20 protein-coding genes are annotated in these 25,207 nt (G+C 61.1%); 12 read left to right on the forward strand and 8 right to left on the reverse strand.

What is annotated here, in order from left to right; translation table 11 throughout:
* The first annotated feature begins 27 nt into the window (after positions 1 to 27).
* Genes C4J83_RS22640 through C4J83_RS22660 form a run of 5 tightly spaced genes read left to right on the forward strand, consistent with a single transcriptional unit; the run spans position 28 to position 5,516 of the window.
* Positions 28 to 921: a DMT family transporter gene (locus tag C4J83_RS22640; RefSeq protein WP_164487959.1), complete on the forward strand. Its 894-nt coding sequence runs from the start codon at positions 28 to 30 to the stop codon at positions 919 to 921.
* Between the two features lie 38 nt (positions 922 to 959).
* A complete protein-coding gene (gene moeB / locus C4J83_RS22645) occupies positions 960 to 2,822 on the forward strand; it encodes a molybdopterin-synthase adenylyltransferase MoeB (RefSeq protein ID WP_124418252.1) in 1,863 nt (620 codons plus the stop codon).
* 15 nt (positions 2,823 to 2,837) lie between these two features.
* Positions 2,838 to 3,752 carry a PLP-dependent cysteine synthase family protein gene (locus tag C4J83_RS22650; protein ID WP_119742096.1) on the forward strand — a complete coding sequence of 305 codons (915 nt, stop codon included), beginning with the start codon at positions 2,838 to 2,840 and terminating at the stop codon, positions 3,750 to 3,752.
* Positions 3,753 to 3,789: 37 nt separating this feature from the next.
* Entirely contained in the window at positions 3,790 to 4,782 is a 993-nt protein-coding gene (locus C4J83_RS22655; protein ID WP_106576296.1) for a serine O-acetyltransferase, read from the forward strand.
* 2 nt (positions 4,783 to 4,784) lie between these two features.
* A complete protein-coding gene (locus C4J83_RS22660; RefSeq protein WP_106576295.1) occupies positions 4,785 to 5,516 on the forward strand; it encodes an alanyl-tRNA editing protein in 732 nt (243 codons plus the stop codon).
* 59 nt (positions 5,517 to 5,575) lie between these two features.
* Here C4J83_RS22660 and C4J83_RS22665 read toward each other — a convergent pair whose 3' ends face one another.
* On the reverse strand, positions 5,576 to 6,529 hold the full coding sequence (locus tag C4J83_RS22665) for a hypothetical protein (protein WP_124418253.1): 954 nt from the start codon (positions 6,527 to 6,529) through the stop codon (positions 5,576 to 5,578).
* A gap of 330 nt (positions 6,530 to 6,859) precedes the next feature.
* Here C4J83_RS22665 and C4J83_RS22670 point away from each other — a divergent pair, with 330 nt between their 5' ends.
* Both C4J83_RS22670 and C4J83_RS22675 read left to right on the forward strand, forming a co-directional pair.
* On the forward strand, positions 6,860 to 8,605 hold the full coding sequence (locus C4J83_RS22670; RefSeq protein WP_124418254.1) for an ABC transporter permease: 1,746 nt from the start codon (positions 6,860 to 6,862) through the stop codon (positions 8,603 to 8,605).
* A gap of 14 nt (positions 8,606 to 8,619) precedes the next feature.
* The gene (locus tag C4J83_RS22675; protein WP_106576292.1) at positions 8,620 to 9,939 is read left to right on the forward strand and encodes an ABC transporter ATP-binding protein; all 1,320 of its coding nucleotides are present in this window, start codon (positions 8,620 to 8,622) and stop codon (positions 9,937 to 9,939) included.
* A 149-nt stretch (positions 9,940 to 10,088) separates the two neighbouring features.
* Here the strand turns inward: C4J83_RS22675 and prpD are convergent, their stop codons facing one another.
* The 6 genes from prpD to C4J83_RS22705 all read right to left on the reverse strand — a co-directional run bounded on the left by prpD (position 10,089) and on the right by C4J83_RS22705 (position 18,595).
* The gene (prpD, locus tag C4J83_RS22680; protein ID WP_106576291.1) at positions 10,089 to 11,573 is read right to left on the reverse strand and encodes a 2-methylcitrate dehydratase; all 1,485 of its coding nucleotides are present in this window, start codon (positions 11,571 to 11,573) and stop codon (positions 10,089 to 10,091) included.
* A gap of 231 nt (positions 11,574 to 11,804) precedes the next feature.
* Positions 11,805 to 12,995, reverse strand: a complete 1,191-nt coding sequence (gene prpF, locus C4J83_RS22685; protein ID WP_124418255.1) for a 2-methylaconitate cis-trans isomerase PrpF — start codon at positions 12,993 to 12,995, stop codon at positions 11,805 to 11,807.
* Between the two features lie 10 nt (positions 12,996 to 13,005).
* Complete coding sequence (gene acnD / locus C4J83_RS22690; protein ID WP_124418256.1) at positions 13,006 to 15,600, reverse strand: Fe/S-dependent 2-methylisocitrate dehydratase AcnD; 2,595 nt, start codon at positions 15,598 to 15,600, stop codon at positions 13,006 to 13,008.
* A 199-nt stretch (positions 15,601 to 15,799) separates the two neighbouring features.
* Positions 15,800 to 16,927 carry a bifunctional 2-methylcitrate synthase/citrate synthase gene (prpC, locus tag C4J83_RS22695; protein ID WP_106576288.1) on the reverse strand — a complete coding sequence of 376 codons (1,128 nt, stop codon included), beginning with the start codon at positions 16,925 to 16,927 and terminating at the stop codon, positions 15,800 to 15,802.
* A 67-nt stretch (positions 16,928 to 16,994) separates the two neighbouring features.
* Positions 16,995 to 17,888, reverse strand: coding sequence for a methylisocitrate lyase (gene prpB / locus C4J83_RS22700; protein ID WP_025854214.1), 894 nt, complete (start codon positions 17,886 to 17,888; stop codon positions 16,995 to 16,997).
* Positions 17,889 to 17,899: 11 nt separating this feature from the next.
* Complete coding sequence (locus C4J83_RS22705; protein WP_119742083.1) at positions 17,900 to 18,595, reverse strand: GntR family transcriptional regulator; 696 nt, start codon at positions 18,593 to 18,595, stop codon at positions 17,900 to 17,902.
* Positions 18,596 to 18,865: 270 nt separating this feature from the next.
* Between C4J83_RS22705 and rloA the strand changes: the two genes are divergently transcribed.
* From rloA to pabB, 4 genes are all read left to right on the forward strand, one after another.
* Positions 18,866 to 19,402: a retropepsin-like aspartic peptidase RloA gene (rloA, locus tag C4J83_RS22710; RefSeq protein WP_119742081.1), complete on the forward strand. Its 537-nt coding sequence runs from the start codon at positions 18,866 to 18,868 to the stop codon at positions 19,400 to 19,402.
* Positions 19,403 to 19,407: 5 nt separating this feature from the next.
* Positions 19,408 to 20,940 (forward strand): osmotic stress tolerance membrane protein RloB, encoded by a 1,533-nt coding sequence (gene rloB, locus C4J83_RS22715; RefSeq protein ID WP_106576285.1) that lies wholly within the window; start codon positions 19,408 to 19,410, stop codon positions 20,938 to 20,940.
* Positions 20,940 to 21,926, forward strand: coding sequence for an alpha-L-glutamate ligase-like protein (locus C4J83_RS22720; protein WP_106576284.1), 987 nt, complete (start codon positions 20,940 to 20,942; stop codon positions 21,924 to 21,926). The genes rloB and C4J83_RS22720 overlap by 1 nt, the downstream gene beginning before the upstream one ends.
* 177 nt (positions 21,927 to 22,103) lie before the next feature.
* On the forward strand, positions 22,104 to 23,447 hold the full coding sequence (gene pabB, locus C4J83_RS22725) for an aminodeoxychorismate synthase component I (protein ID WP_124418257.1): 1,344 nt from the start codon (positions 22,104 to 22,106) through the stop codon (positions 23,445 to 23,447).
* Positions 23,448 to 23,666: 219 nt separating this feature from the next.
* Here the strand turns inward: pabB and thrH are convergent, their stop codons facing one another.
* Positions 23,667 to 24,284, reverse strand: a complete 618-nt coding sequence (gene thrH / locus C4J83_RS22730; RefSeq protein ID WP_124418258.1) for a bifunctional phosphoserine phosphatase/homoserine phosphotransferase ThrH — start codon at positions 24,282 to 24,284, stop codon at positions 23,667 to 23,669.
* Between the two features lie 152 nt (positions 24,285 to 24,436).
* Between thrH and C4J83_RS22735 the strand changes: the two genes are divergently transcribed.
* Positions 24,437 to 25,171: a phosphoadenylyl-sulfate reductase gene (locus C4J83_RS22735; protein ID WP_124418259.1), complete on the forward strand. Its 735-nt coding sequence runs from the start codon at positions 24,437 to 24,439 to the stop codon at positions 25,169 to 25,171.
* Positions 25,172 to 25,207 lie beyond the last annotated feature (36 nt).

Raw genomic sequence — 25,207 nt, forward strand, 5'->3', positions numbered from 1 at the left:
ACAAAAACAAAAACTCAGAAACAGTGGTTGGCCGGCCTGGTAACCAGCGTGATGTTTCTTATCGTGTGCCTGAGTTGGGGCACTACATGGCTGGGGATCAAGATCGCCGTCGAAAGCGTGCCACCGCTGACCTCCGCGGGCTTGCGCTTCCTGATCGCCTTCCCGCTGTTCCTGTGTTTCGCCCTGGTGCGCCGCGAGCCCATCCTGTTCCCGCGTGAAAGCCGCTGGTTCTTCGTATTCGTGACGCTGTCCTACTTCAGCGTTCCCTATTACCTGCTCAACTACGGCGAGATGCATGTTTCTTCAGGCCTCACCGCGCTGCTGTTCAGCTGCATGCCGGTGTTTATCCTGATTTTTTCCGCGCTGTTTCTGCGCGAGCGCATCTATTTTTCCCAGGTGGTCGGCATCGGCATCGGTTTCGGCAGCCTCTACATGATCATCAAGAGCCAGGGCCTGCACCTGGACCACGCCGAGTTCTTCGGAGTGCTGGCGATTCTGACCGCCGCGATCATGCATGCCTTGTGCTACGTCATTACCAAGCAAAAAGGCAGCGCCATCAGCGTGATCACCTACAACACACTGCCCATCGGCATTGCCGGGTTGATGCTGTTCGTGGCCGGTCTGTGGTTTGAAACTCCAACCTTTGAAACCATCACGCTGCGTTCCTGGAGCGCGCTGTTCTACCTGGGGCTGGTGGCGTCGGTGGGCGGGTTTATCGTGTATTTCATGCTGCTCAAGCGCTTGAGTCCGATCATTCTGTCGTTCGTGTTCATCATCTTCCCGGTATTCGCGGTGATCATCGGCGCCTGGTACGAAGGCGTGGAAATTTCCCGTGACCTGATGCTGTATTCCGCCATCCTGCTGGCTGGTTTTGCGATCACCAAGCTGCCTGTCGAAAAACTCCTGGCCAAGAAAAATTGAGCCTCCTGACCCACCCCTATCAGCAACGCGAGAGAAACATGGACGTCCTCCGCCCCAATGCCCTGGAGCAGATCTATGCCCACGCCAGCCGCAGCTACCCAGAGGAATGCTGTGGTTTTGTCTTCGCCGACGGCAGCGTGTACCTGGGCAGCAATATCCAGAACGAATTGCACCGCAAGAACCCCCAGATGTACTCGCGCAGCGCGGCCAACGGCTACACCTTCTCGGTGGCCGACACCCTGTTGATGAACAAGGCGTTGCGCAGTGATAACCCGGTGGTGGTGATCTATCACTCGCACCCGGATGTCGGCGCCTATTTCAGTGACGAAGACCAGGACAAGGCGCTGTTCCTGGGTGAGCCGATCTACCCCGTGAGCTACCTGGTGGTGGATGTACGCCAGGGCAAGGCCCTGGGCTCAAAGCTGTTTGCCTGGGACGGCAAGCATTTCGCCCCTCAACCCTTCAACGACCTGCACACGGAGTTGTCCATGAACGCTGTCTCTTTCCCCGACATTCTGGTTCGCGTGGCCAAGCTACCGGAATCGACCCTCGAGGGCACCGGATCGACATTGCGCGAAGTCATTGAAAACCTCTGCAGCAGCCATCCGCAGCTGCGCCCGCACCTGTTTCACGAGCAGAACAATCAGCTCAAGGAACACTTCCTGTTCACGGCCGAGGAAGAACTGATCGACGCCGACGCACCCTTGCCGGAAAAAGCCAGAATCGAAGTGCTGCTCGCCACCTCGGGCGGCATGGACGTGGAGGCTTTAAGCAATGAAGAAGTGCAGCGCTACGTGCGCCATATCACTCTGCCTGGCGTCGGGCGCGAAGGTCAGTTGAACCTGAAAAAGGCCAAGGTATTGATCATCGGCACCGGCGGCCTCGGCTCGCCCATCAGCCTGTACCTGGCGGCGGCCGGCATTGGCACCCTGGGCCTGGTGGACTTCGATGTGGTGGAAAGCAGCAACCTGCAACGCCAGATCGTTCACGGCAACAGCACACTGGGCATGGCCAAGGTCGAGTCGGCCAAGCAGCGCCTGCAGGATCTGAACCGGCACATCCAGATCAACGCGCACGACACCGCCCTCAACGCCGACAACGCCCTGGAGCTGGTAGGCGCCTACGACCTGGTGATCGATGGCACCGATAATTTCGACACGCGTTACCTGGTCAACGACGCCTGCGTGCAGCTGGGTAAGCCGCTGGTCTACGGCGCCATCTACCGCTTCGACGGGCAGATCAGTGTGCTCAACTATAAAGGTGGGCCGTGCTACCGCTGCCTGTTTCCCTCTGCACCGCCTGCCGAGCTGGCACCCAACTGCAGCGCCGGCGGCGTAATCGGCGTCTTGCCGGGGGTGGTCGGCATGATTCAAGCCACCGAGGCCATCAAGTTGCTGATCGGCATTGGCGAGCCGCTGTCCGGTCGGTTGATGCGCTTCGATGCGCTGGCGATGAAATTCAGCGAAATCCGCTTCAAGCGTCGCGCCGACTGCCCGTGCTGCTCGGCGCTGCGTCGCAGCGAACCCGTGGCGCCGACAGTGTGCGCCGATGCCGTGCCCAGCCAACCGTCACTGGCCGAAGAACGCTACATCAAGCCGCGAGTACTCAAGCAAGTGCTTGAACACCACCGCAGCGCCGATGTGCTGCTGGACGTGCGTGACGCCACTGAGCTGGAGGTGTGCAAACTGCCAGGCGTGGTGCATATCCCCCTGGCCGAACTGGATGAGCAACTGCACAGCCTCAGCCGCGACAATACCCATTACCTGATCTGCTACGCCGGCTCCCGCGCCGAGCAAGCCGCCAGCACTTTGCTGGCCGCCGGTTTCGCCAACACCAAAGTCCTGCAGGGCGGCATGAAACACTGGGTTCGCGACGTCGAACCCGACATGCCTTTGTACTGATCCGGGGGCTGACCGATGTTGCATAACTCCATTCTTGACGTGATCGGCCACACGCCGATCGTGCGTCTGGCGCAGTTTTCCGAAGACCTTGGCATCGAGGTCTACGCCAAGCTGGAATCCCTCAACCCAGGTGGCAGCCACAAGGCACGCATCGCCCTGGGCATGATCCTCGACGCCGAGCGCCGCGGCGTGCTGATGCGCGATTCCGGGCAGACCATCATCGAGCCCAGCGGCGGCAACACCGGCATTGGGCTGGTGATGGCCGGCAACGTGTTGGGTTACAAAGTGGTGCTGGTGATCCCGGACAACTACAGCCCCGAAAAACAGAAACTGCTGCGCCTGTACGGTGCCAGGGTGGTGCTGTCGGACAGCCGCCTGGGGAACAACTCCCACGGCGAAAAGTGCATGGAGCTGCAGCTGGAAAACCCCAGCTACGTGATGCTCAATCAGCAGCGTAACGGCGCCAATCCGCAAACCCACCGCGACACCACCGCCCCGGAAATCCTTCGCGCGTTCGGTGAACGGCGCGTGGATTATTTCGTCAGCGGCATCGGCACCGGCGGCCACCTCACGGGCATCGGCGAAACGCTCAAGGCCGCCTGGCCTGCACTGCGGGTCATGGGCGTGGAACCGGAGGAATGCGACCTGCTGAAAAACCAGCACGCGCCGCACCATATCCAGGGCCTGTCGATTGGCTTGATCCCGAGCATTCTCAACCTGGACGTGATCGACGGCATGCTCAAGGTGTCGCACCAGGCGTGCATGGACATGATCAAACGCATCATGCGCACCGACGCCATCAGCCTGGGCTTGTCCTCGGCCGCCAACATGGTCGCCATCGCCCAACTCGCCCCCGAACTGCCGCCCGAAACGGTGGTGTTGACCATGGTCTACGACAATGCTGACAGCTACCTGCCCAGTTTCGAATAACCGGTTTCCCAACCATCCAGAACGCGGGGGTGCCTCCATGGGGGGCTTTATCGACATGCAACAGCTGCACGATGAGTTGCTCACCCATCTCATCAAGACCCTGACGCCTGCGCAGATCAAGCAGCTGGAACCGCACCTGGCGCCGCTGATCCAGAACGCCGCCCAGGCGGTGGCCGAAGACTTGATCGCCTATGCCTACCGCGACCCGGCGTCACGCGGGCGCGGCGAGTTGATTCTGGAATCCTATGCCTCGTTCAAGGCCGTGCTGTTTTACCGCCTTGCGCACCTGGTATGGCATTTCCCCGATCAAACCAATGGCGAGTTTTCGCGCATGGCTCTCAAGCTCAGCAACCAGGGCAAAATTCTCTCTGGAGCCGAGATCCATCCCGCTGCGCGCATAGGCCGGCGCTTCGTGCTGGACCACGGTTACGGCACAGTGATCGGCGAAACCTGCGAGATCGGCAACGACTGCTACATCCTCTGCGGCGTAACACTGGGCGCCCGCGGGATCGCCAACAACCCGGATGGCAAACGCCACCCACGTCTGGGCAACAACGTTGAGGTCGGCGCCGGCGCCCGCGTGTTGGGTTATGTGCTGATCGGCGACAACGTGTTTATCAGCCCTTCGTGCGTCATCACCCAGGACGTGCCTGCAGGGACCAAGGTCAAGGTGGTCAATCAGGTTCAACTGCAGAAAAACGATGAGTCAGACCACAGCAACTACCTCGGGGCGTTTGCCCTGGACGAGCGTTTGCACGTGGTCGGCGAAGTGAATGCCAGCCACAAGGTCACGGTGCTCGACGCCGACTTTCACCCGTTACAGGGGCTGATGCTGGAGCCCACCGTGAAAGAGCGGCATCACCTGCAGTTTCGCCTGCGCCGCCTGGATGTCGGCGAGCAGCTGCCACGCTTGCCGCTGAACCTGAAAATCTGCGGGCCGGAATTTGAAATCACCCTGCTCTCCCCCCCTGGCTTGAGTGCGATGGTGCGCCACCTGTTGCAAGCCAGCCCACTGATTGTCGGAGGTTGAACATGTCTGTGCACACCATGGAAACCCTGGCGCTGTTCGACAGCGCGCCCTACCAGAATGCCTTCAGCGCGCGGGTAATTGCTGTCAGCGAACACGGCATTGCCCTGGAGCACACGCTGTTCTACCCCACCGGCGGCGGCCAGCCGGGCGACACCGGGCACCTGACACTGGCCGATGGCACGCGCGTCGAGGTGATCGGCACCGTACGCGACCCAGTGCTGCGTTCGATCATCTGGCATCAAGTCGAAGAGTGTCCGCCGCAGTTGACTGCCGGGGTCCAGGTGGACGCGGGTCTGAACTGGGAGCGCCGCTACCAGCATATGAAGATGCACACCTGCCTGCATTTGCTGTGCTCGATCATTGATGCCCCCGTCACCGGTTGCAGCATCAGCGCAGACAAAGGCCGGCTGGATTTCGACTTGCCGGAAATGACCCTCGATAAAGACAGCATCACCCGCGACCTCAACGCCCTGATTGAGCAGGCACACGTGGTGAAAACCCTGTCGATGCCCGCCTCGGAGTACTCAACCCTGCTGCAGATCACCCGTACCCAGGCGGTAGCGCCCCCGGTGATCCAGGGTTCGGTGAGGGTAATTGAAATCGCCGGCATCGATATCCAGCCATGCGGTGGCACCCATGTGATCAACACCGAGGAAATCGGCCGGGTGTTCTGCGAGAAAATCGAGAAGAAGAGCAAGCACAACCGCCGGGTGATCCTGCGGTTCGAGGGATAGATCAACCCTGACGCGGCCCGTATGGGGTGCCCCCATACACGGCCGACGCGGTGCAGCCCTTATTGCTTTTGCTCGCTGATTTTCTTGCTCAAGGCTTCGATCTGCGCCTGAAGCTGCGCAACCACGGCCTTGAACTGCGCTTCCATCTGATCAAGCCCAGCCTGGAGCTGGGCGTTTTCGCTCATGAGTGCTTCGACGTCACGCGCAGAAGTCGCGTCTGGCTCATCGCTCGGGACCGGCGTTGAGTCATTCGCGGGCGCAGTTGCTTCGGGTGACGGACCCGGCTCAGCGGAATTGTCCGGCTCAGAAGGCACCGCGTTCTGAGGCGTGCCAATCGCGTCAATGCGTTGAGCCAAGCCCTGAATTTGCTCTTGCAGTTGCTGAATCACCGTCTTGAGCTCCCCGAAAAACGCTAAGACTTCCTGACGAAACGCTTTGCTCTCACGGTTCAACGCTTCAAGGCTTTGAGCCTGGCCCGGATCAGTCCCCGATGGGTCCTGTGTAACCGGCGTAGCCTGCGGCGGCGCAGTGCGCTGCTCACCTGCAGAACGGTTCTGCGGCGCAGCCTCAGGCTCATTCGAGGAGGGTTGAGTGGTATTGAGTTGCTGAGTCAGGTCGACGACTTGCTGTTGGAGGCTCTGGATCTGCGGCCCAACCTCGGCGGCAAACCCCTGGAACTTGGCACGAAGCGCTATATTTTTTTGCGTCAGTTCTGCCAGCAAGTCCGTTGCCTCCGAGCCCTGTGAAAGTGGCGGGTTCACGATGGCGCTATGACTTGAGAACTGGCCGCGCTGCTCGGGCGTCATCGCGGGACGCAGCGGCGCCGAATCGGGCGGGGTACTGGTGCGTTCGGATGCGCGGGCGCTGTCCTGGTAGCTGATGGGCGAGGGCTTTTGAGGCTGTTCATAGCCAACCGTGTAGGGTGCTGGTCGAGTGTTTACGCTAGTCATAGGGACCTTCCCGGATTCAGATAGTGGAGGGGTGATTGCCGATTCGAAGGCCTGCGTTCGCACGCCGTCTGGTTACCTGATTGGCGTTTCTCTGAAAGAGGGTTCCGGAACCGTAGGGCGGGTAAGTGGCTATTTGTATCTCAGGCAAAAAACAGCGGTGTCTTGCGGTTGCGTCAGGGCGCACGCCCGGTGCACCACCCCATAAGCCGCAGTTCGTACAGGAAACTGACAGCAAATTTATGTGCTTGTAACATTCAGAAACGTACAATCCCGCCAGCAACGCCTCGTTGCCCCTGACTCACGAAAACAGCGCCCGCCCTTCTCGGTGGGTCATTCGTGCAGCAGCTAAGCTCACTCCCATCACGCCCCTGAACGCTGCAGGACTGACTGCCTATGAACAGAGTGTTTCGTCACTATTTACCGGCGTCCACGCTGCGCTTGCTGCCCAATCGCTGGGATTTGGTCGCCTTGCCGTTGGTGATCGGCTTTTTATTGTTTTTCTCAATTACCGCGCGGGAAACCTGGGCACCGATCGCCACGTTGCAAAGTGAAGTCATCTCCCTCGACCCGGCCAACCTGCCGGAATACGCCATGCGCACCACCCTGCGCATGCTGGCGGCGATGGTCGCCGCGCTGGTCTTCACCCTGTTGTACGGCACCCTGGCCGCCAAAAGCCGGCGTGCCGAGAAACTGCTGGTGCCGGTGCTCGACATCCTGCAATCGGTGCCGGTGCTCGGCTATATCTCGTTCACCGTGACGTTTTTCCTGTTGCTGTTTCCCGGGCGTGTACTGGGCGCCGAGTTCGCCGCGATCTTTGCGATTTTCACCAGCCAGGCCTGGAACATGACGTTCAGTTTCTACCAGTCGCTGCGCATGCTGCCCCACGACCTGGTTGAAGTGTCGACCAACCTGCGGCTCTCCGGCTGGCAGAAGTTCTGGAAGCTCGACGTGCCCTTCGCCATGCCCGGGCTGGTCTGGAACATGATGATGAGCATGTCCGGCGGCTGGTTTTTTGTGGTCGCCTCCGAAGCCATTACCGTCGGCGACAAGACCATCACCCTGCCGGGCGTGGGTTCTTACCTGGCCCTGGCCATTGCCCAGAAAGACCTGCACGCCGTGGGTTACGTGATCCTGGCGATGATTGTGGTCATCCTGATGTATGACCAGTTTCTGTTCCGCCCGCTGGTGGCATGGGCCGACAAGTTCCGCATGGAGACCACGGCCTCTCAGGGCGCCGCGCCGCAATCCTGGCTGTTGAACCTGATCCAGCGTACGCGCGTGGTTCAGCGCATCCTGCGCCCGATCATCCGTGCCATCAGCCGTATCGGTAACAAGCGTTTCAGCCTTGCGGGCGGTGCGCTCAAGGCATTGCCGGCAGAAACACCGAAGGCGTCAAAAGTGATCGATTGGGTGTGGGGCACACTCATAGCGCTGCTGGCCGCGTATGCGCTGTATCACATCGTGCAGTACGTCGGCACCGAAGTGACCTTTGCCGAGGTCGGCCATGTGTTCGTATTGGGCCTGATCACGCTGCTGCGGGTAACCGGGCTGATTCTGATCGCATCACTCATCTGGGTGCCGCTGGGCGTGATGATCGGCCTGCGCCCCAGCCTGGCGGAGAAAATCCAGCCCCTGGCGCAGTTCCTCGCCGCCTTCCCGGCGAACCTGCTGTTCCCGGTATTCGTCATCGTGATCCTGCACTACAAGCTCAACCCGGACATCTGGCTGAGCCCGCTGATCGTGCTGGGCACCCAGTGGTACATCCTGTTCAACGTGATCGCCGGGGCCAGCGCGTTTCCCAATGACTTCAAGGAAGCTGCCGCCAACTTCCGCATCCGCGGCTGGTTGTGGTGGCGCAAGGTGATGCTGCCGGGGATCTTCCCCTATTACGTTACCGGGGCCATTACCGCTTCGGGCGGCGCGTGGAACGCCAGTATCGTTTCCGAGTACGTGTCCTGGGGCCAGGACAACGTGGTCGCCCACGGGCTGGGCGCCTACATTGCACAGACCACCGCCGCCGGCGACTTCCCGAAAATCGCCCTGGGCGTGGTGGTGATGTCGATCTTTGTGGTGGCCTTCAACCGCGCAGTCTGGCGGCCGATGTACGCCCTGGCTGAAAACAAACTTCGCTTGAATTGACGGGATTCGCTGTGATGAATACCAATACCGAACACGCTGCTGATACCCCGCAAATCTACTCGCTGAAAAACGTCAACCGGGTTTTCGGCAAGGGCAAAGACGAGCTGCAAGTGCTCAGCGGCGTGGACTTGAGCCTGCACGAAGGCGAGATCGTCGGCATGCTCGGGCGCTCCGGCTCGGGCAAGTCCACCTTGCTGCGCATCATCGCCGGGCTGATTCAGCCGTCGTCGGGCGAAGTTCACTACAACGGCGTACCGCTCAACGGCCCGGCCGAAGGCGTGGCCATGGTGTTCCAGACCTTTGCGCTGTTCCCCTGGCTGACCGTGCTGGAAAACGTGGAAGCCGGCCTGCAAGCCTTGCAAGTCGAGCGCAAGGAAAGCCGCCGCCGTGCCCTGGCCGCCATCGACCTGATCGGCCTGGACGGGTTTGAAAACGCCTACCCGCGCGAATTGTCCGGCGGCATGCGCCAGCGCGTGGGCTTTGCTCGTGGCCTGGTGGTTAACCCGACGCTGCTGCTGATGGACGAACCGTTCTCGGCCCTCGACGTGCTCACCGCCGAAACCCTGCGCACCGACTTGCTGGACTTGTGGAGCGGCAAGCAACTGCCGATCAAATCGATCCTGATCGTGACCCACAACATCGAAGAAGCGGTGCTGATGTGCGACCGCATCCTGGTGTTGTCGTCCAACCCTGGCCGCGTGGTCGCCGAAATCAAAGTGCCATTCGCGCACCCGCGCAACCGCCTGGACCCGACCTTTCGGCAAATGGTCGACGACATTTATGCCTTGATGACCGACCGGCGCAGCGCCGACGCCAAAGGCATCCCCGAGTTGAAAATGGGCAGCCTGCTGCCGGAAGTGTCGACCAACCTGATGGCCGGCCTGATCGAAACCCTCGCCGCCGAGCCTTACAACGGCCACGCAGGTTTGCCCACGGTGGCCGAGCGCCGTTTGCTGGAAGTGGACGATTTATTCCCGGTGGCCGAGATGCTCGAGCATTTGGGTTTCGCCGAACTCAAGGGCGCCGACATCACCCTTACCGACGCCGGCAAACTGTTCGCCGACTACGGCACCCAGGAACGCAAAACCCTGTTCGCCGAGCATTTGATCCGGCACGTGCCACTGGCCGCGCGCATTCATCAGGTGTTGCTTGAGCGCAGCGGGCACCGCGCGCCACGGGTGCGCTTCGAGCAGGAGCTGGAGGACTCGATGACCGAAGCCTTTGTGCAGAAAACCCTGGAAAGCGTGGTGGCGTGGGGCCGGTATGCGGAGATTTTCTCCTATGACGACCATACCGAGACCTTCAGCCTGGATGATGTGGAAGGCAGTATGTAGGGCACTTAAGCGAACACCCATCAAAATGTGGGAGCTGGCTTGCCTGCAATGCAGGCAATTCGGTCTTTCAGATACACCGAGGTGATGCTATCGCAGGCAAGCCAGCTCCCACATTGATTGGGTTTACACAGTGAGTGTTGTGGTGGTGTTTAGACCACAAACAGGTCCACAAATCGATTCACCGGCGTAGCCTCAAGCCGCGCCTGATCCTTGCACAACGCAAATATCTCGTCACTGCGCTGCGCGGTAAACCGTGTGGCCAGGTTGGCCTTGAACTTGTCTTCCAGCAGTGGAATGCCATCCACCCGACGCCGACGATGGCCAATCGGGTACTCAACCGCCACCTGCTCGGTGCTGGAACCATCCTTGAAAAACACCTGCACCGCGTTGGCGATGGAGCGCTTGTCCGCCTCCAGGTATTCGCGGCTGTAGCGTGGCTCTTCGACGATCACCATCTTCTGGCGCAATTCATCGATGATCGGGTGGGCCGCGTGAAACGCGTCCTCGTACTGCTCGGCCACCAGATTGCCGAAGGCCAACGGCACCGCGGTCATGTATTGCAGGCAGTGGTCGCGGTCGGCGGCGTTGGCCAACGGGCCGACCTTGGAGATGATGCGAATCGCCGACTCGTGGGTGGTGATCACGATGCGCTCGATTTCATGCAGGCGAGCTTTGACCTGCGGGTGCAATGTCACTGCGGCTTCGCAGGCGGTTTGCGCATGGAATTCGGCGGGGAAACTGATCTTGAACAGTACGTTTTCCATCACATAAGTGCCGTAGGGCTGCGACAGGCGGAACGCGCGTTTGTCCTCAGGCTTGAGCGCCAGGTCGTTGTTGGTGTGACTGAACAGCACGTCATAGAAGCCCCACTGCGGCGCACTCAACACACCCGGAATGCCCATCTCGCCGCGCAAGGCGATATCGGCCAGGCGCACGCCACGGCTCGACGCATCCCCGGCGGCCCAGGATTTGCGCGAACCGGCGTTTGGCGCGTGGCGGTAAGTGCGCAGTGCCTGGCCGTCGACAAACGCATGGGACAACGCCGCGAGCAACTGCTCGCGGTTGGCGCCCATCAGCTTGGCGGTGACCGCCGTGGAGGCGACTTTCACCAGCAACACGTGGTCGAGGCCGACACGGTTGAAGGAGTTTTCCAGGGCGATCACGCCCTGGATTTCGTGAGCCATGATCATCGCTTCCAGCACCGCGCGCACGGTCAGCGGCGCGTCGCCATTGGCCACGCGCTTTTGCGAAAGGTGGTCGGCCACGGCGAGGATGCCGCCGAGGTTATCCGAAGGGTGGCCCCATTCGGCGGCGAGCCAGGTGTCGTTGTAGTCGAGCCAACGCACGATGCAGCCGATGTCCCAGGCGGCTTTGACCGGGTCCAGGCGGAACGAGGTGCCCGGCACGCGCGCCCCGAACGGCACGACGGTGCCCTCCACGAGTGGCCCCAGGTGTTTGGTGCACTCGGGAAAACGCAGGGCCAGCAGGCCACAGCCGAGGGTGTCCATCAGGCAGTGGCGGGCGGTGTCCAATGCGGCCTGGGAGTCGATGCGGTAATCGAGGACATAATCGGCGATGTCCTGCAGGACCTGGTCGTAGTCGGGGCGGTTGTTCTGGTCGACGTTGGCGCTCATGGCAGTTCTCCAAACAGTTAGGGGTTGTTCCATCCTCAGGGTCAGGGTTGATCATGTGTTGGCAGGTCTGAGTGCCTGCTTATAAGTGTTGGGTAGCGCTCAGGCCCTTGTGGGCGCGGGCTTGCTCGCGAATGCAGTGGGCCCGTCAACTTATGTGTAGCTGACACACCGTATTCGCGAGCAAGCCCGCTCCCACACAAGCCGGCTCCCACAGGGGTTCAGTGCCGGGGATTAAAAGGCGTCGCCGGGCACGCGTACGAAACCTTCCATCAATACCCGCGCGCTGCGGCTCATGATGGCTTTCTTAACCACCCATTCGCCGTTCACCTGGGTCGCCTCCGCGCCCACACGCAAGGTGCCGGACGGATGCCCGAAGCGCACCGCGTTACGTTCCACACCACCGGCTGCGAGGTTGACCAAGGTGCCGGAAATCGCCGCCGCCGTGCCAATCGCCACCGCCGCCGTGCCCATCATCGCGTGGTGCAACTTGCCCATCGACAAGGCGCGCACCAGCAAATCCACATCACCGGCCTTGATTGCCTTGCCGCTGGACGCCACGTAGTCCAAAGGCTTGGCCACAAAGGCGACCTTCGGCGTGTGCTGACGCTGGGCGGCTTCGTCAAGATGCTTGATCAGGCCCATGCGCAATGCGCCATAGGCCCGCACGGTTTCAAACATCGCCAGGGCTTTGGGGTCGCTGTTGATCGCGCCTTGCAGCTCGGTGCCGGTGTAGCCGAGGTCTTCGGCATTGATGAAAATCGTCGGAATGCCCGCGTTGATCAGCGTCGCCTTGAAAGTGCCGACACCGGGCACCTCCAAGTCGTCGATCAGGTTGCCGGTGGGGAACATCGAGCCACCGCCGCCCTCCTCTTCCGCCGCCGGGTCCATGAACTCCAGCTGCACTTCGGCGGCCGGGAAGGTCACGCCGTCGAGTTCGAAGTCGCCGGTTTCCTGCACCGCGCCGTCGGTGATCGGCACATGGGCGATGATGGTCTTGCCGATGTTGGCCTGCCAGACCCGCACCACGGCCACGCCGTTGCGGGGCACGCGGGCGGGGTCGACCAGCCCGGCGCTGATGGCGAACGAACCCACCGCCGCCGACAGGTTGCCGCAGTTGCCGCTCCAGTCGACAAAAGGCTTGTCGATGGAGACCTGGCCAAACAGGTAGTCCACGTCGTGATCGGCGCGGGTGCTCTTGGCCAGGATTACGGTTTTGCTGGTGCTCGAGGTGGCGCCACCCATGCCGTCGATTTGCTTGTCGTAGGGATCGGGGCTACCGATCACCCGCAACAGCAAAGCGTCGCGCGCGGCGCCCGGCACCTGCGCGGCTTCGGGCAGGTCCTTGAGGCTGAAAAACACGCCCTTGCTGGTGCCGCCACGCATGTAGGTGGCGGGAATTTTGATTTGCGCTGCGTGTGCCATGGTTATCCCCTTAAGCCGTCGCCGCCGATTCCAGGAAGTCCTGGGCAAAACGTTGCAACACGCCGCCCGCCTCGTAGATCGACACTTCTTCGGCGGTGTCCAGGCGGCACGTCACCGGCACTTCGACACGCTCACCATTTTTGCGGTTGATCACCAGGGTCAGCTGCGCACGCGGGGTGCGCTGGCCAACCACGTCATAGGTTTCGCTGCCATCGATGTTCAGGGTGTGGCGGTCGGTGCCCGGCAGAAACTCCAGCGGCAACACGCCCATGCCCACCAGGTTGGTGCGGTGAATACGCTCGAAGCCTTCGGCGGCAATGGCCTCCACACCGGCCAGGCGCACGCCCTTGGCCGCCCAGTCGCGGGACGAGCCCTGGCCGTAGTCGGCGCCGGCAATGATGATCAGCGGCTGCTTGCGTTCCATGTAGGTTTCAATGGCTTCCCACATCCGTGTGACCTGGCCTTCCGGCTCGATACGCGCGAGGGAACCCTGCTTGACCTTGCCGTTTTCCTGGACCATTTCGTTGAACAGTTTCGGGTTGGCAAAGGTCGCGCGTTGCGCGGTCAAGTGGTCGCCGCGGTGGGTCGCATAGGAATTGAAGTCGACTTCCGGCAAGCCCATTTTCGCCAGGTATTCACCGGCGGCGCTGTCGAGCATGATCGCGTTGGACGGCGACAGGTGATCGGTGGTGATGTTGTCCGGCAGCACCGCCAACGGGCGCATGCCTTTAAGCGGCCGCGCACCGGCAAGCGCGCCTTCCCAATATGGCGGGCGGCGGATGTAGGTGCTTTGCGGGCGCCAGTCGTACAGCGGCGCGACTTTGGGGCCGGTGTCTTCGTGAATCGCAAACATCGGGATGTAAACCGCGCGGAACTGCTCCGGCTTGACCGAGGCCTTGACCACTGCGTCGATCTCTTCATCGCTCGGCCAGATGTCCTGCAGGCGGATTTCCTTGCCGTTGGCATCGAGACCGAGCACGTCCTTTTCAATGTCGAAACGGATGGTGCCGGCAATCGCGTAAGCCACGACCAATGGCGGCGAAGCCAGGAACGCTTGCTTGGCATAGGGGTGAATGCGCCCGTCGAAGTTGCGGTTGCCCGACAACACGGCGGTGGCGTACAGGTCGCGGTCGATGATTTCTTGCTGGATCACCGGGTCGAGTGCGCCGGACATGCCGTTGCAGGTGGTGCAGGCAAACGCCACAACACCAAAACCCAGCTGCTCTAATTCGTGGGTCAAGCCCGCTTCGTCGAGGTACATCGCCACGGTTTTCGAGCCGGGCGCCAGCGAGGATTTGACCCACGGCTTGCGCGTCAGCCCAAGCTTGTTGGCGTTACGCGCCAGCAGGCCGGCGGCGATCACGTTGCGCGGGTTACTGGTGTTGGTGCAGCTGGTGATAGCAGCAATGATCACCGCGCCGTCGGGCATTTGCCCTGGCACTTCGTCCCACTGGCCGGAGATGCCCTTGGACGCCAAATCGCTGGTGGCCACGCGCGCATGCGGGTTGCTCGGGCCGGCCATGTTGCGCACCACGCTGGACAGGTCGAAGGTCAGGCCGCGCTCGTATTGCGCGCCTTTCAAGTCATCCGCCCACAGGCCGGTGTGACGCGCGTATTGCTCAACGAGAGTGACTTGTTCGTCTTCGCGGCCGGTGAGTTTCAGGTAGGCGATGGTCTGCGGGTCGATGTAGAACATCGCCGCGGTGGCACCGTATTCCGGGGCCATGTTGGAGATGGTCGCGCGGTCGCCCAGGGTCAGCCTGGAGGCGCCTTCGCCGAAGAATTCCAGCCACGCACCTACCACTTTCTGCTTACGCAGGAATTCGGTCAGCGCCAGCACCATGTCGGTGGCAGTGATGCCAGGCAGCAGCTTGCCGGTGAGTTCGACGCCGATGATTTCCGGCAGGCGCATCCACGACGCGCGACCGAGCATCACGCTCTCGGCCTCCAGGCCACCAACGCCGATGGCGATCACGCCCAGCGCATCCACGTGCGGCGTGTGGCTGTCGGTGCCGACGCAGGTATCCGGGAACGCCACGCCGTCACGCACCTGAATCACCGGAGACATTTTCTCCAGGTTGATCTGGTGCATGATGCCGTTGCCCGGCGGGATCACGTCGACGTTCTTGAAGGCCTTTTTGGTCCACTCGATAAAGTGAAAACGGTCTTCGTTGCGGCGGTCTTCGATGGCGCGGTTTTTCTCGAACGCGTCCGGGTCCGAACCACCGGCTTCGACCGCCAGGGAGTGGTCGACGATCAGCTGGGTGGGCACCACCGGGTTGACCTGGGCCGGGTCACCGCCTTGCAGGGCGATGGCGTCGCGCAGGCCGGCAAGGTCGACCAGGGCGGTCTGGCCGAGGATGTCGTGGCACACCACACGCGCCGGGAACCAGGGGAAGTCGAGGTCGCGCTTGCGTTCGATCAGTTGGCTCAAGGAAGCGTTGAGCGTGGCCGGGTCGCAACGGCGCACCAGGTTCTCCGCGAGCACGCGGGAGGTGTACGGCAAAGTGGCGTAGGCGCCGGGGGCGATTGCATCGACAGCCGCACGGGCGTCGTAGAAATCCAGGCGGCTGCCAGGGAGCGGTTTGCGAAATTCAGTGTTCATCGTCAGGACTCGGTCACGGTAGTTACAAAAGAAGAACCGAAGCAGATCCAGAATTGGAATGTGATCAAAATGTGGGAGGGGGCTTGCCCCCGATGGCGGTGGTTCAGTGCCAGCTGTATCAACTGACAGACTGCTATCGGGGGCAAGCCCCCTCCCACGTTTGACCTCATGCCCATTGCCGGCTCGTCGGTCTCCTCATTCAGCGACGTTCGATTGGCACGAACTTGCGCTGCTCAACGCCGATGTACTCGGCGCTTGGACGGATGATGCGGTTATTGGCGCGCTGCTCGAACACATGCGCAGCCCAGCCGGTGAGCCGTGAGCAGACGAAAATCGGCGTGAACAGCTTGGTCGGGATGCCCATGAAGTGGTACGCCGAGGCATGGTAGAAGTCGGCATTGGGGAACAATTTCTTCTGCTCCCACATGGTCTTGTCGATGGCTTCGGAGACCGGGAACAGCACCTTGTCGCCCACTTCGTCAGCGAGTTTTTTCGACCAGCCCTTGATCACTTCATTACGCGGGTCGCTGTCTTTGTAGATCGCGTGGCCAAAGCCCATGATCTTGTCCTTGCGCGCCAGCATGCCGAGGGTGCCTTCGACGGCTTCTTCGGCCGAGCCGAAACGCTCGATCATTTCCATCGCCGCTTCGTTGGCGCCGCCGTGCAGCGGGCCGCGCAGCGAACCGATGGCGGCGGTGACGCAGGAATACAGGTCGGACAGGGTCGAGGCACACACACGGGCGGTAAAGGTCGAGGCGTTGAACTCGTGCTCGGCGTAGAGAATCAGCGACACGTTCATGACCTTCTCGTGCAACGCGCTCGGCTTCTTGCCATGCAGCAGGTGCAGGAAATGGCCGCCGATGCTCGGCTCGTCGGTCACGCAATCAATCTTCTTGCCATCGTGGCTGAAGCGATACCAGTAGCACATGATCGCCGGAAAAGCGGCAAGCAGGCGGTCGGTGACATCGCGCTGCACACTGAAGTCTTTTTCCGGCTCGATATTGCCCAGGAACGAGCAGCCGGTGCGCATCACGTCCATCGGGTGGGCGTCGGCGGGGATGCGCTCCAGCACTTCTTTGAGCGCCTGCGGCAGGTCGCGCAGCTTGCCGAGTTTTGCGGTGTAGGCCGCCAGCTCGGCTTTGGTTGGCAATTCGCCGTACAGCAGCAGGTAGGCAACTTCTTCAAATTGCGCATCGGCGGCCAGTTCACGCACGTCGTAGCCGCGATAGGTCAAACCGGCGCCGGCCTGGCCCACGGTGGACAGTGCGGTCTGCCCGGCCACCTGGCCACGCAGGCCGGCGCCACTCAATACTTTTGCTTCAGCCATGGTTGTTCTCCAATTTTGTAGTTATTCAGGGAGCGTGTGGGAGCGGGCTTGCTCGCCCCCACAGGGTTTATTTTTTCGCGGCGAACAGCGCGTCGAGCTTCTGCTCGAAGGTGTGGTAGTCGATGCGATCGTATAGCTCCATGCGGGTTTGCATGGTGTCGATCACATTCTGTTGAGTGCCATCGCGACGGATCGCGGTGTAGACATTCTCGGCGGCCTTGTTCATGGCGCGGAAGGCCGAGAGCGGGTACAGCACGATGGAAACATCGGCAGATTTCAACTGTTCGGTGGTGTACAGCGGCGTCGCGCCGAATTCGGTGATGTTGGCCAGGATCGGTGCCTTCACGCGGGAGGCGAAGAGCTTGTACATCTCCAGCTCAGTGATGGCTTCGGGGAACACCATGTCAGCGCCGGCTTCGATGCAGGCGGCGGCGCGTTCCAGTGCCGATTCCAAACCTTCGACGGCGAGGGCGTCGGTGCGCGCCATGATCACGAAACTGTCATCGGTGCGCGCATCCACGGCGGCCTTGATACGGTCGACCATTTCCTGCTGGGACACGATTTCTTTGTTCGGGCGATGGCCGCAGCGCTTGGCGCCAACCTGGTCTTCGATATGGATGGCGGCGGCGCCGAACTTGATCATCGACTTGACCGTGCGCGCCACATTGAAGGCCGAGGAGCCAAAACCGGTATCCACGTCCACCAGCAGCGGCAGGTCGCACACGTCGGTGATGCGGCGCACGTCGGTCAACACGTCGTCCAGGCCCGTGATGCCCAGGTCTGGCACACCCAGAGAGCCCGCCGCCACGCCGCCACCCGACAGGTAAATCGCCTTGAAACCGGCGCGCTTGGCCAGCAGCGCGTGGTTGGCGTTGATCGCGCCAACGACCTGTAGCGGATGTTCGCTGGCAACCGCGTCACGGAAACGCTGGCCGGGTGTACTTTTATTGTTAGAACTCATGACTCACCTCTTCAGGAAGTGCCGTCGGGGAAGTGACGGGCAATGTTGCGTTTGGAGGCGCCGATATGCCGGCGCATCAACAATTCGGCCAGTTCACCGTCACGATCGGCAATCGCGTCAAGAATGCGGTGGTGCTCGGCAAAAGCCTGGCGTGGACGATTGGGCGTGGCGGAGAACTGGATGCGGTACATGCGCACCAACTGGTACAGCTCGCCGCAGAGCATTTGGGTCAGGGTGCGATTGCCGGCGCCTTGAATTATCCGGTAATGAAAATCGAAGTCGCCTTCCTGCTGGTAGTAGCCCAGGCCGGCCTGGAACGCTTCGTCGCGTTCATGGGTATGAAGCACCTGGCGCAGCTCTTCGATTTCCGCGTCGGTCATGCGCTCGGCGGCCAGGCGGCAGGCCATGCCTTCCAGGGACTCGCGGATTTCATAGAGTTCGATCAGCTCGGCATGGCTCAAGGACACCACTCGCGCGCCAACGTGAGGCACGCGCACCAGCAGGCGCTGGCCTTCCAGGCGGTGGATGGCTTCGCGCAACGGGCCACGGCTGATGCCGTAGGTGCGGGCCAGTTCCGGCTCGGAAATCTTGCTGCCGGGGGCGATTTCGCCTTTGACGATGGCGGCCTGGATGCGCCGGAAGACGTTCTCGGACATGGTCTGGGAATCGTCTTGCGCCACCACTGGGGTTTCCAGTTGATCCAGCATATTGTCGACACCTTTAAAAGCAATGCCGCAAAAACTAGCCACTCAGACCCAAATAGTCAAAGAATAAATCAACATTGTCGACAATCGTCTAATAACCTCGTGTGCGCTGAATAGGGGCATGGCCGCCTGCCAGCGCTGGCGCCAAAAAAGCATCATGTTAGAATGCCCGCCGCTTTTGCCTGACATCACTTGATGAAACGGCGCACCCGAGATTGCGCAGCAATGCCAGTCGCCTTGAATTAAACATCGCACTGCAGCGCCTCAGGATCTATGAGACTCAAGCCCTTCCTTTTAATGTTTTGCCTAGCGTGCATACCGAGCCTTGGCGGCGCCGCCGAGAAGACCGTGTATGGCCTGAATGAATACGCGAAACTGGCGGGCATAGACCTGGAAGTGGCGGCCAAACTCGACACCGGCGCCAAGACCGCCTCGTTGAGCGCCCGCGACATCAAGCGCTTCAAACGCAACGGTGAATCCTGGGTACGTTTCTACCTGGCCATCGACACCGCCCATTCCCACCCCATCGAACGCCCCCTGGCCCGCGTCAGCAAAATCAAACGCCGCGCCGGTGACTACGACCCCGATGAGGACAAGAACTACACCGCCCGCCCAGTGATTGCCCTGGACATCTGCATGGGCACTGCTTTACGCAGCATCGAAGTGAACTTGACTGACCGCAGCGCATTCCAATACCCGCTGCTGATCGGCTCCGAAGCCTTGAAACGCTTTGATGCGCTGGTCGACCCCAGTCTTAAATACGCAGCGGGCAAACCTGCCTGCGCCGCTGACGCTCCTACCGCCGAGTAAACCGAATGCGCTCTCTGACCCTGCACCTGAAAATCCTCATCACCATTTTGGTGGTGTTGGGTATTTCGGTCACCGCCTACCAGATTTTCGTGCTGGGGATTCCCGTCACCGAGGACGCCACCGACGACCTGTGGAACATCGACGCCAAGGTCGAGTTTGTCGCCAGCCCCAAAGACCCGGTGAAGATCTCGATGTTCGTGCCGCCCCTGAGCCGCGACTTCGTCAGCCTCAACGAGAGTTTCATCTCCAATAACTACGGCGTGAGCGTCAACCGCACCGACGGCAACCGCAAGGTCACCTGGTCGGCGCGCCGCGCCAAGGGCAACCAGACGCTGTATTACCGCCTGGTGCTGACCAAGCGTTACAGCGGCGAAAAGGTCAAGGTCAAAGGTCCGACCTTCCGCGACAGCATTGCCGTGGAAGGCCCGGAAAAAATCGCCGCCGAAGCCTTGCTGGCGCCGATCCGCCAGCATTCGGCCGACGTCGAAACCTTTATTACCGAAGCGATCAAGCGCACCAACAACCTCAACGACGACAATGTGAAGCTGCTGCTGGCGGGCGACCCGTCGACGCCGCACAAGGCCAAGATCGTCGAGTTATTGCTGTCCATCGCCCATGTGCCGGTGGAAAAAGTCCACACCATCCGCCTCGTCGCCGACCAGCCGCAAACCCCGGAACTATGGCTGCGCAGCTTCAACGGCAATGACTGGCTGTATTTCAACCCGGAAACCGGCGAGCAGGGCCTGCCCGCTGACCGCCTGCTGTGGTGGACCGGCGATGAAAACCTGATCACGGTCGATGGCGGCAAGAAAGCCATGGTGACCTTCAGCCTGAACAACAGCGAAATGAACGCGATTCGCCTGGCCAAGCTGACCGACGAGAACACCGACGCCAACTTCCTCGAATACTCGCTGTACGGCCTGCCGCTGCAAACCCAGCAGACCTTCATGATCATGGTGATGATCCCGATTGGCGTGCTGGTGATTCTGATCCTGCGCAACCTGATCGGCCTGCAGACGCTGGGCACCTTCACGCCGGTATTGATTGCCCTGGCGTTCCGCGAGACGCAGTTGGGCTTTGGCATTGTGCTGTTCACCATTATTACCGCGCTGGGCTTGTCGCTCAGGTCGTACCTGGAACACTTGAAGCTGCAGATGCTGCCGAGGCTGTCGGTGGTACTGACCTTCGTGGTGGTGCTGATTGCGGCCATCAGTTTGTTCAGCCACAAGCTGGGCCTTGAGCGCGGGCTGTCGGTGGCGCTGTTCCCGATGGTGATTCTGACCATGACCATCGAACGCCTGTCGATCACCTGGGAAGAACGCGGCGCCAACCATGCGCTGAAAGTGGCGATCGGTACGCTGTTCGCCGCCTCGCTGGCGCACATCATCATGAGCGTGCCGGAGCTGATCTACTTTGTGTTCACCTTCCCGGCAGTCCTGTTGATCCTGGTGGGCTTCATGCTGGCCATGGGTCGTTATCGCGGCTACCGCCTGACCGAACTGGTGCGTTTCAAGGCCTTCCTCAAGGCTGATTCGTAATGTTCGGCTTCTGGAAGACCTGGAAGGCCCTGGAAGCGCGGGGCATCATGGGCATCAACCGGCGCAACGCCGACTACGTGCTCAAGTACAACAAGCGCAGCCTGTACCCGATTGTGGATGACAAGATCATCACCAAGGAGCGGGCGATGGCGGCCGGCATTCACGTGCCGGAAATGTACGGGATCATTTCCACCGAGAAAGAAATCGACAAGCTCGACGAGATCATCGGCGGGCGCAGCGACTTCGTGATCAAGCCGGCCCAGGGTGCCGGCGGCGATGGCATCCTGGTGGTGGCCGACCGGTTTGAAGGGCGCTATCGCACGGTGTCCGGCAAGATCATCAGCCATGAAGAAATCGAACACCAGATTTCCAGCATCCTCACCGGCCTGTATTCCCTGGGCGGCCACCGTGACCGCGCGCTGATCGAGTACCGCGTGGTGCCCGACCAGATCTTCAAGAGCATCAGTTACGAAGGCGTGCCGGACATCCGCATTATTGTGCTGATGGGTTACCCGGTAATGGCCATGCTGCGCTTGCCGACGCGCCAGTCCGGCGGCAAGGCCAACCTGCACCAGGGCGCGATTGGCGTGGGTGTCGACCTGGCCACGGGCTTGACGCTGCGCGGCACCTGGCTGAACAACATCATCACCAAACACCCCGACACCACCAACGCGGTGGATGGCGTGCAACTGCCCAACTGGGACGGTTTCATGAAGTTGGCGGCCAGCTGTTATGAGCTGTGCGGGCTGGGTTACATCGGCGTGGACATGGTGCTGGACCAGGAAAAAGGCCCGCTGATCCTCGAACTGAACGCGCGGCCGGGGCTCAATATCCAGATTGCCAACGACTGCGGCCTGACGTTGCGCACCCATGCGGTGGAAGCGCGGTTGGAAGAACTGAAAGCTGCAGGCGTGACGGAAACGCCGGAAGAGCGGGTTAAATTCGTGCAGGAGATGTTCGGGCATATTCCCGCCGTTGAAGGCTGACGCCACTCAACTGTGGAAGCGGGCTTGCTCGCGAAAGCGGAGTGCCATTCAACACAACCGGGACTGATACGCCGCCGTCGCGAGCAAACCCGCTGCCCCATTTAAAGCGCGCTCTAGGACCAAACCCTTCGGGGGACTACAATCGCCTCCCCCAAGCCAACAGCTGATCCACCCCGCATGTCGACCTGTTCTGTACACCCGCTGCCCTACCGGGCCAACCCCGCCGACTACTTCGCGGCGATTCGTCACGCTCCCGGCGCAGTGTTGCTCGACAGCGGCCGCCCGGCTGCCGAACGCGGGCGCTATGACCTGCTCAGCGCCTGGCCAGTGGAAACGCTGACGGTACGGCCTGACGAAAACGGCAGTGATTTCCTGCAACGCTTGCGCGAAAACCTCACGCAGTTGGGTAAGGCGGGGTTGCCTGCGGGTTATGAGTTGCCGTTCGCTGGCGGCTTGATCGGTTACCTGAGCTACGACTTCGGCCGCCACCTGGAACACATGCCGCACTTGGCGGTGGACGACCTGCACCTGCCGGACGCGCGCTTTGGGCTGTATGCCTGGGCGCTGATCAGCGATCACCAGGTGCAGAGCAGTCAGCTGGTCTTCCACCCTTCGCTGATCGACAGCGAGCGACGACGCTTGATTGCGCTGTTCAACGTTGACGCAATCGACAGCCAGGCCAGCTTCAAACTGCACGGGCCCATGGTTGCGGACCTGACCGCCGACGCTTACCGGCAGGCCATCGTGCGCATTCAGGACTACATCCAGGCCGGCGACTGCTACCAGGTCAACTTTGCCCAGCGTTTTCGCGCGCCGTGCGTCGGCGATCCGTGGGCGGCTTACTGCGCCTTGCGTGAGGCGTGCCCTACCCCGTTTTCCGGGTTCCAGAGCCTGCCGGACGACGGCGCCGTGCTGAGCCTGTCGCCGGAGCGCTTTGTGCACATCAGCGAGCGCCGCGTCGAAACCCGCCCGATCAAAGGCACCCGCCCGCGTGGCCTGACACCCGAAGAGGACGCAGCCCACGCCGCCGAGCTGATGGCCAGCCCCAAGGATCGCGCCGAAAACCTGATGATCGTTGACCTGCTGCGCAACGACCTTGGCCGCACCTGCCGGACGGGCTCGGTGAAAGTGCCGGAATTGTTCAGCCTGGAAAGCTACCCCAACGTGCATCACTTGGTGAGCAGCGTCACTGGCACCTTGGCCGACGACAAAGACGCCCTCGACCTGATCGCCGGCAGCTTCCCCGGTGGCTCCATCACCGGCGCACCGAAGATTCGTGCCATGCAGATCATCGACGAGCTTGAACCCACGCGGCGCGGGCTGTACTGCGGCTCGTTGGTGTACCTGGATGTGCGCGGCGAGATGGACAGCTCTATCGCGATTCGCAGCTTGCTGGTCAAGGATGGGCAGGTGTGCTGCTGGGGCGGTGGCGGGATCGTGGCGGACTCGCAGTGGGAGGCGGAGTATCAGGAGTCGCTGACGAAAGTGCGGGTGTTGTTACAAACGTTGGAAGGCTTGTAGCAGCCCGGCCCTGCCTGAGGCTCAGACGCAGAGCCGCGCTGCCGAAAAAGCCTGCATGAGGGCTTGAGTATTCCTTATGGTCGGTTGCTCGCAGGGGCCTGACCTGGCTGTACCGGCCCTGTCGCAGGCAAGCCAGCCACCACACATTCAACTGTGTGAACCCGATCACATGTGGGAGCGGGCTTGCCTGCGAAGGGGCCATCAGCAGCGCTGAAAAACTTACAGGCTCAACGCCCGATTTGACGCCTTGATGAACGCTTTCTTCAAATCCTCAAACGTATGCACCGCCGGAAATTGCGGGAACTCGCGAATCACATTCTGTGGCGCATGGAACAGAATCCCACGGTCAGCTTCGCCCAGCATCGTGGTGTCGTTGTAGGAATCGCCGGCGGCGATCACGCGGTAGTAGAGGGTCTTGAATGCCAGCACGGATTGGCGCTTCGGGTCCTTTTGACGCAGTTGGTAACTCACCACCCGGTCGTTTTCGTCGGTGATCAAGCGGTGGCACAGCAAGGTCGGAAAGCCCAGCTGGCGCATCAGCGGTTGGGAGAATTCGTAGAAAGTGTCGGACAGGATCACCACCTGGAAACGCTCGCGCAGCCAGTTGACGAACTCGATGGCACCGTCCAGCGGCTCAAGGGTGGCAATCACTTCCTGGATGTCGGCAAGCTTGAGCCCATGCTCGTCGAGGATGCGCAGGCGTTGCTTCATCAGCACGTCGTAGTCGGGAATGTCGCGGGTCGTGGCGCGCAGGGATTCAATACCGGTTTTTTCGGCGAAGGCGATCCAGATTTCCGGAACCAGCACCCCTTCCAGGTCAAGACAGGCAATTTCCACAAGACACTCCCATTTAGATGTTGTTAGTTGAGCGAGCAAAAGGACTGCCGAACTCTAGCGACTCAAGCTCTGCGCCGCAACGCAGGGCGGATTTTGGTACCATCGCTTCCCTATAGAGCGCTCAGCGCCACTGACCTGTAGGAACCGTCCTGATGAACCAAGCCTTCGACGTCGTTGAACTCGCCACGACTTACGCCAACAAATCCGCCCAGGACATTCTCAAACTGGCGTTCAGCCAGTTCGGTGACGACCTGTGGATTTCCTTCAGCGGCGCCGAGGACGTGGTGCTGCTAGACATGGCTTGGAAGCTGAACAAGAACGTCAAGGTGTTCAGCCTCGACACCGGGCGCCTGCACCCGGAAACCTACCGGTTCATCGAACAGGTGCGCGATTTCTACAAGATCGACATCGAACTGATCTCGCCGGACCAGAGCAAACTGGAACCCTTCGTCAAGGAAAAGGGCCTGTTCAGTTTCTACAAGGATGGCCATGGCGAGTGCTGCGGTGTGCGCAAAATCGAACCGCTGCGGCGCAAACTGTCCGGCGTGAGCGCCTGGGCCACCGGCCAACGCCGTGACCAGAGCCCCGGCACCCGCAGCCAGGTGGCGGCGCTGGAAATTGACACGGCGTTCTCTACACCCGAGCGCACCCTGTACAAATTCAACCCGCTGGCGCAAATGACCAGCGAGGAAGTCTGGGGTTACATCCGCATGCTTGAGCTGCCGTACAACAGCCTGCATGAGCGCGGGTTTATCAGCATCGGCTGCGAGCCGTGCACCCGGCCAGTATTGCCGAACCAGCATGAGCGTGAAGGCCGCTGGTGGTGGGAAGAAGCCACGCAGAAGGAATGCGGGCTGCACGCCGGGAATATCATCAGCAAGGCCTGAGGTCTGTCGCAGAAAAAAATGTGGGAGTGGGCTTGC

This window comes from Pseudomonas sp. LBUM920, from assembly GCF_003852315.1.
Classification (GTDB): domain Bacteria; phylum Pseudomonadota; class Gammaproteobacteria; order Pseudomonadales; family Pseudomonadaceae; genus Aquipseudomonas.

What these genes read in the sequence shown, in the direction of transcription:
- moeB (WP_124418252.1), top strand. Translation starts at nt 960, where the DNA reads ATGGACGTCCTCCGCCCCAATGCCCTGGAGCAGATCTATGCCCACGCC.
- C4J83_RS22650 (WP_119742096.1), top strand. Translation starts at nt 2,838, where the DNA reads ATGTTGCATAACTCCATTCTTGACGTGATCGGCCACACGCCGATCGTG.
- C4J83_RS22655 (WP_106576296.1), top strand. Translation starts at nt 3,790, where the DNA reads ATGGGGGGCTTTATCGACATGCAACAGCTGCACGATGAGTTGCTCACC.
- C4J83_RS22660 (WP_106576295.1), top strand. Translation starts at nt 4,785, where the DNA reads ATGTCTGTGCACACCATGGAAACCCTGGCGCTGTTCGACAGCGCGCCC.
- C4J83_RS22670 (WP_124418254.1), top strand. Translation starts at nt 6,860, where the DNA reads ATGAACAGAGTGTTTCGTCACTATTTACCGGCGTCCACGCTGCGCTTG.
- C4J83_RS22675 (WP_106576292.1), top strand. Translation starts at nt 8,620, where the DNA reads ATGAATACCAATACCGAACACGCTGCTGATACCCCGCAAATCTACTCG.
- prpD (WP_106576291.1), bottom strand. Translation starts at nt 11,573, where the DNA reads ATGAGCGCCAACGTCGACCAGAACAACCGCCCCGACTACGACCAGGTC.
- prpF (WP_124418255.1), bottom strand. Translation starts at nt 12,995, where the DNA reads ATGGCACACGCAGCGCAAATCAAAATTCCCGCCACCTACATGCGTGGC.
- acnD (WP_124418256.1), bottom strand. Translation starts at nt 15,600, where the DNA reads ATGAACACTGAATTTCGCAAACCGCTCCCTGGCAGCCGCCTGGATTTC.
- prpC (WP_106576288.1), bottom strand. Translation starts at nt 16,927, where the DNA reads ATGGCTGAAGCAAAAGTATTGAGTGGCGCCGGCCTGCGTGGCCAGGTG.
- prpB (WP_025854214.1), bottom strand. Translation starts at nt 17,888, where the DNA reads ATGAGTTCTAACAATAAAAGTACACCCGGCCAGCGTTTCCGTGACGCG.
- C4J83_RS22705 (WP_119742083.1), bottom strand. Translation starts at nt 18,595, where the DNA reads ATGCTGGATCAACTGGAAACCCCAGTGGTGGCGCAAGACGATTCCCAG.
- rloA (WP_119742081.1), top strand. Translation starts at nt 18,866, where the DNA reads ATGAGACTCAAGCCCTTCCTTTTAATGTTTTGCCTAGCGTGCATACCG.
- rloB (WP_106576285.1), top strand. Translation starts at nt 19,408, where the DNA reads ATGCGCTCTCTGACCCTGCACCTGAAAATCCTCATCACCATTTTGGTG.
- C4J83_RS22720 (WP_106576284.1), top strand. Translation starts at nt 20,940, where the DNA reads ATGTTCGGCTTCTGGAAGACCTGGAAGGCCCTGGAAGCGCGGGGCATC.
- pabB (WP_124418257.1), top strand. Translation starts at nt 22,104, where the DNA reads ATGTCGACCTGTTCTGTACACCCGCTGCCCTACCGGGCCAACCCCGCC.
- C4J83_RS22735 (WP_124418259.1), top strand. Translation starts at nt 24,437, where the DNA reads ATGAACCAAGCCTTCGACGTCGTTGAACTCGCCACGACTTACGCCAAC.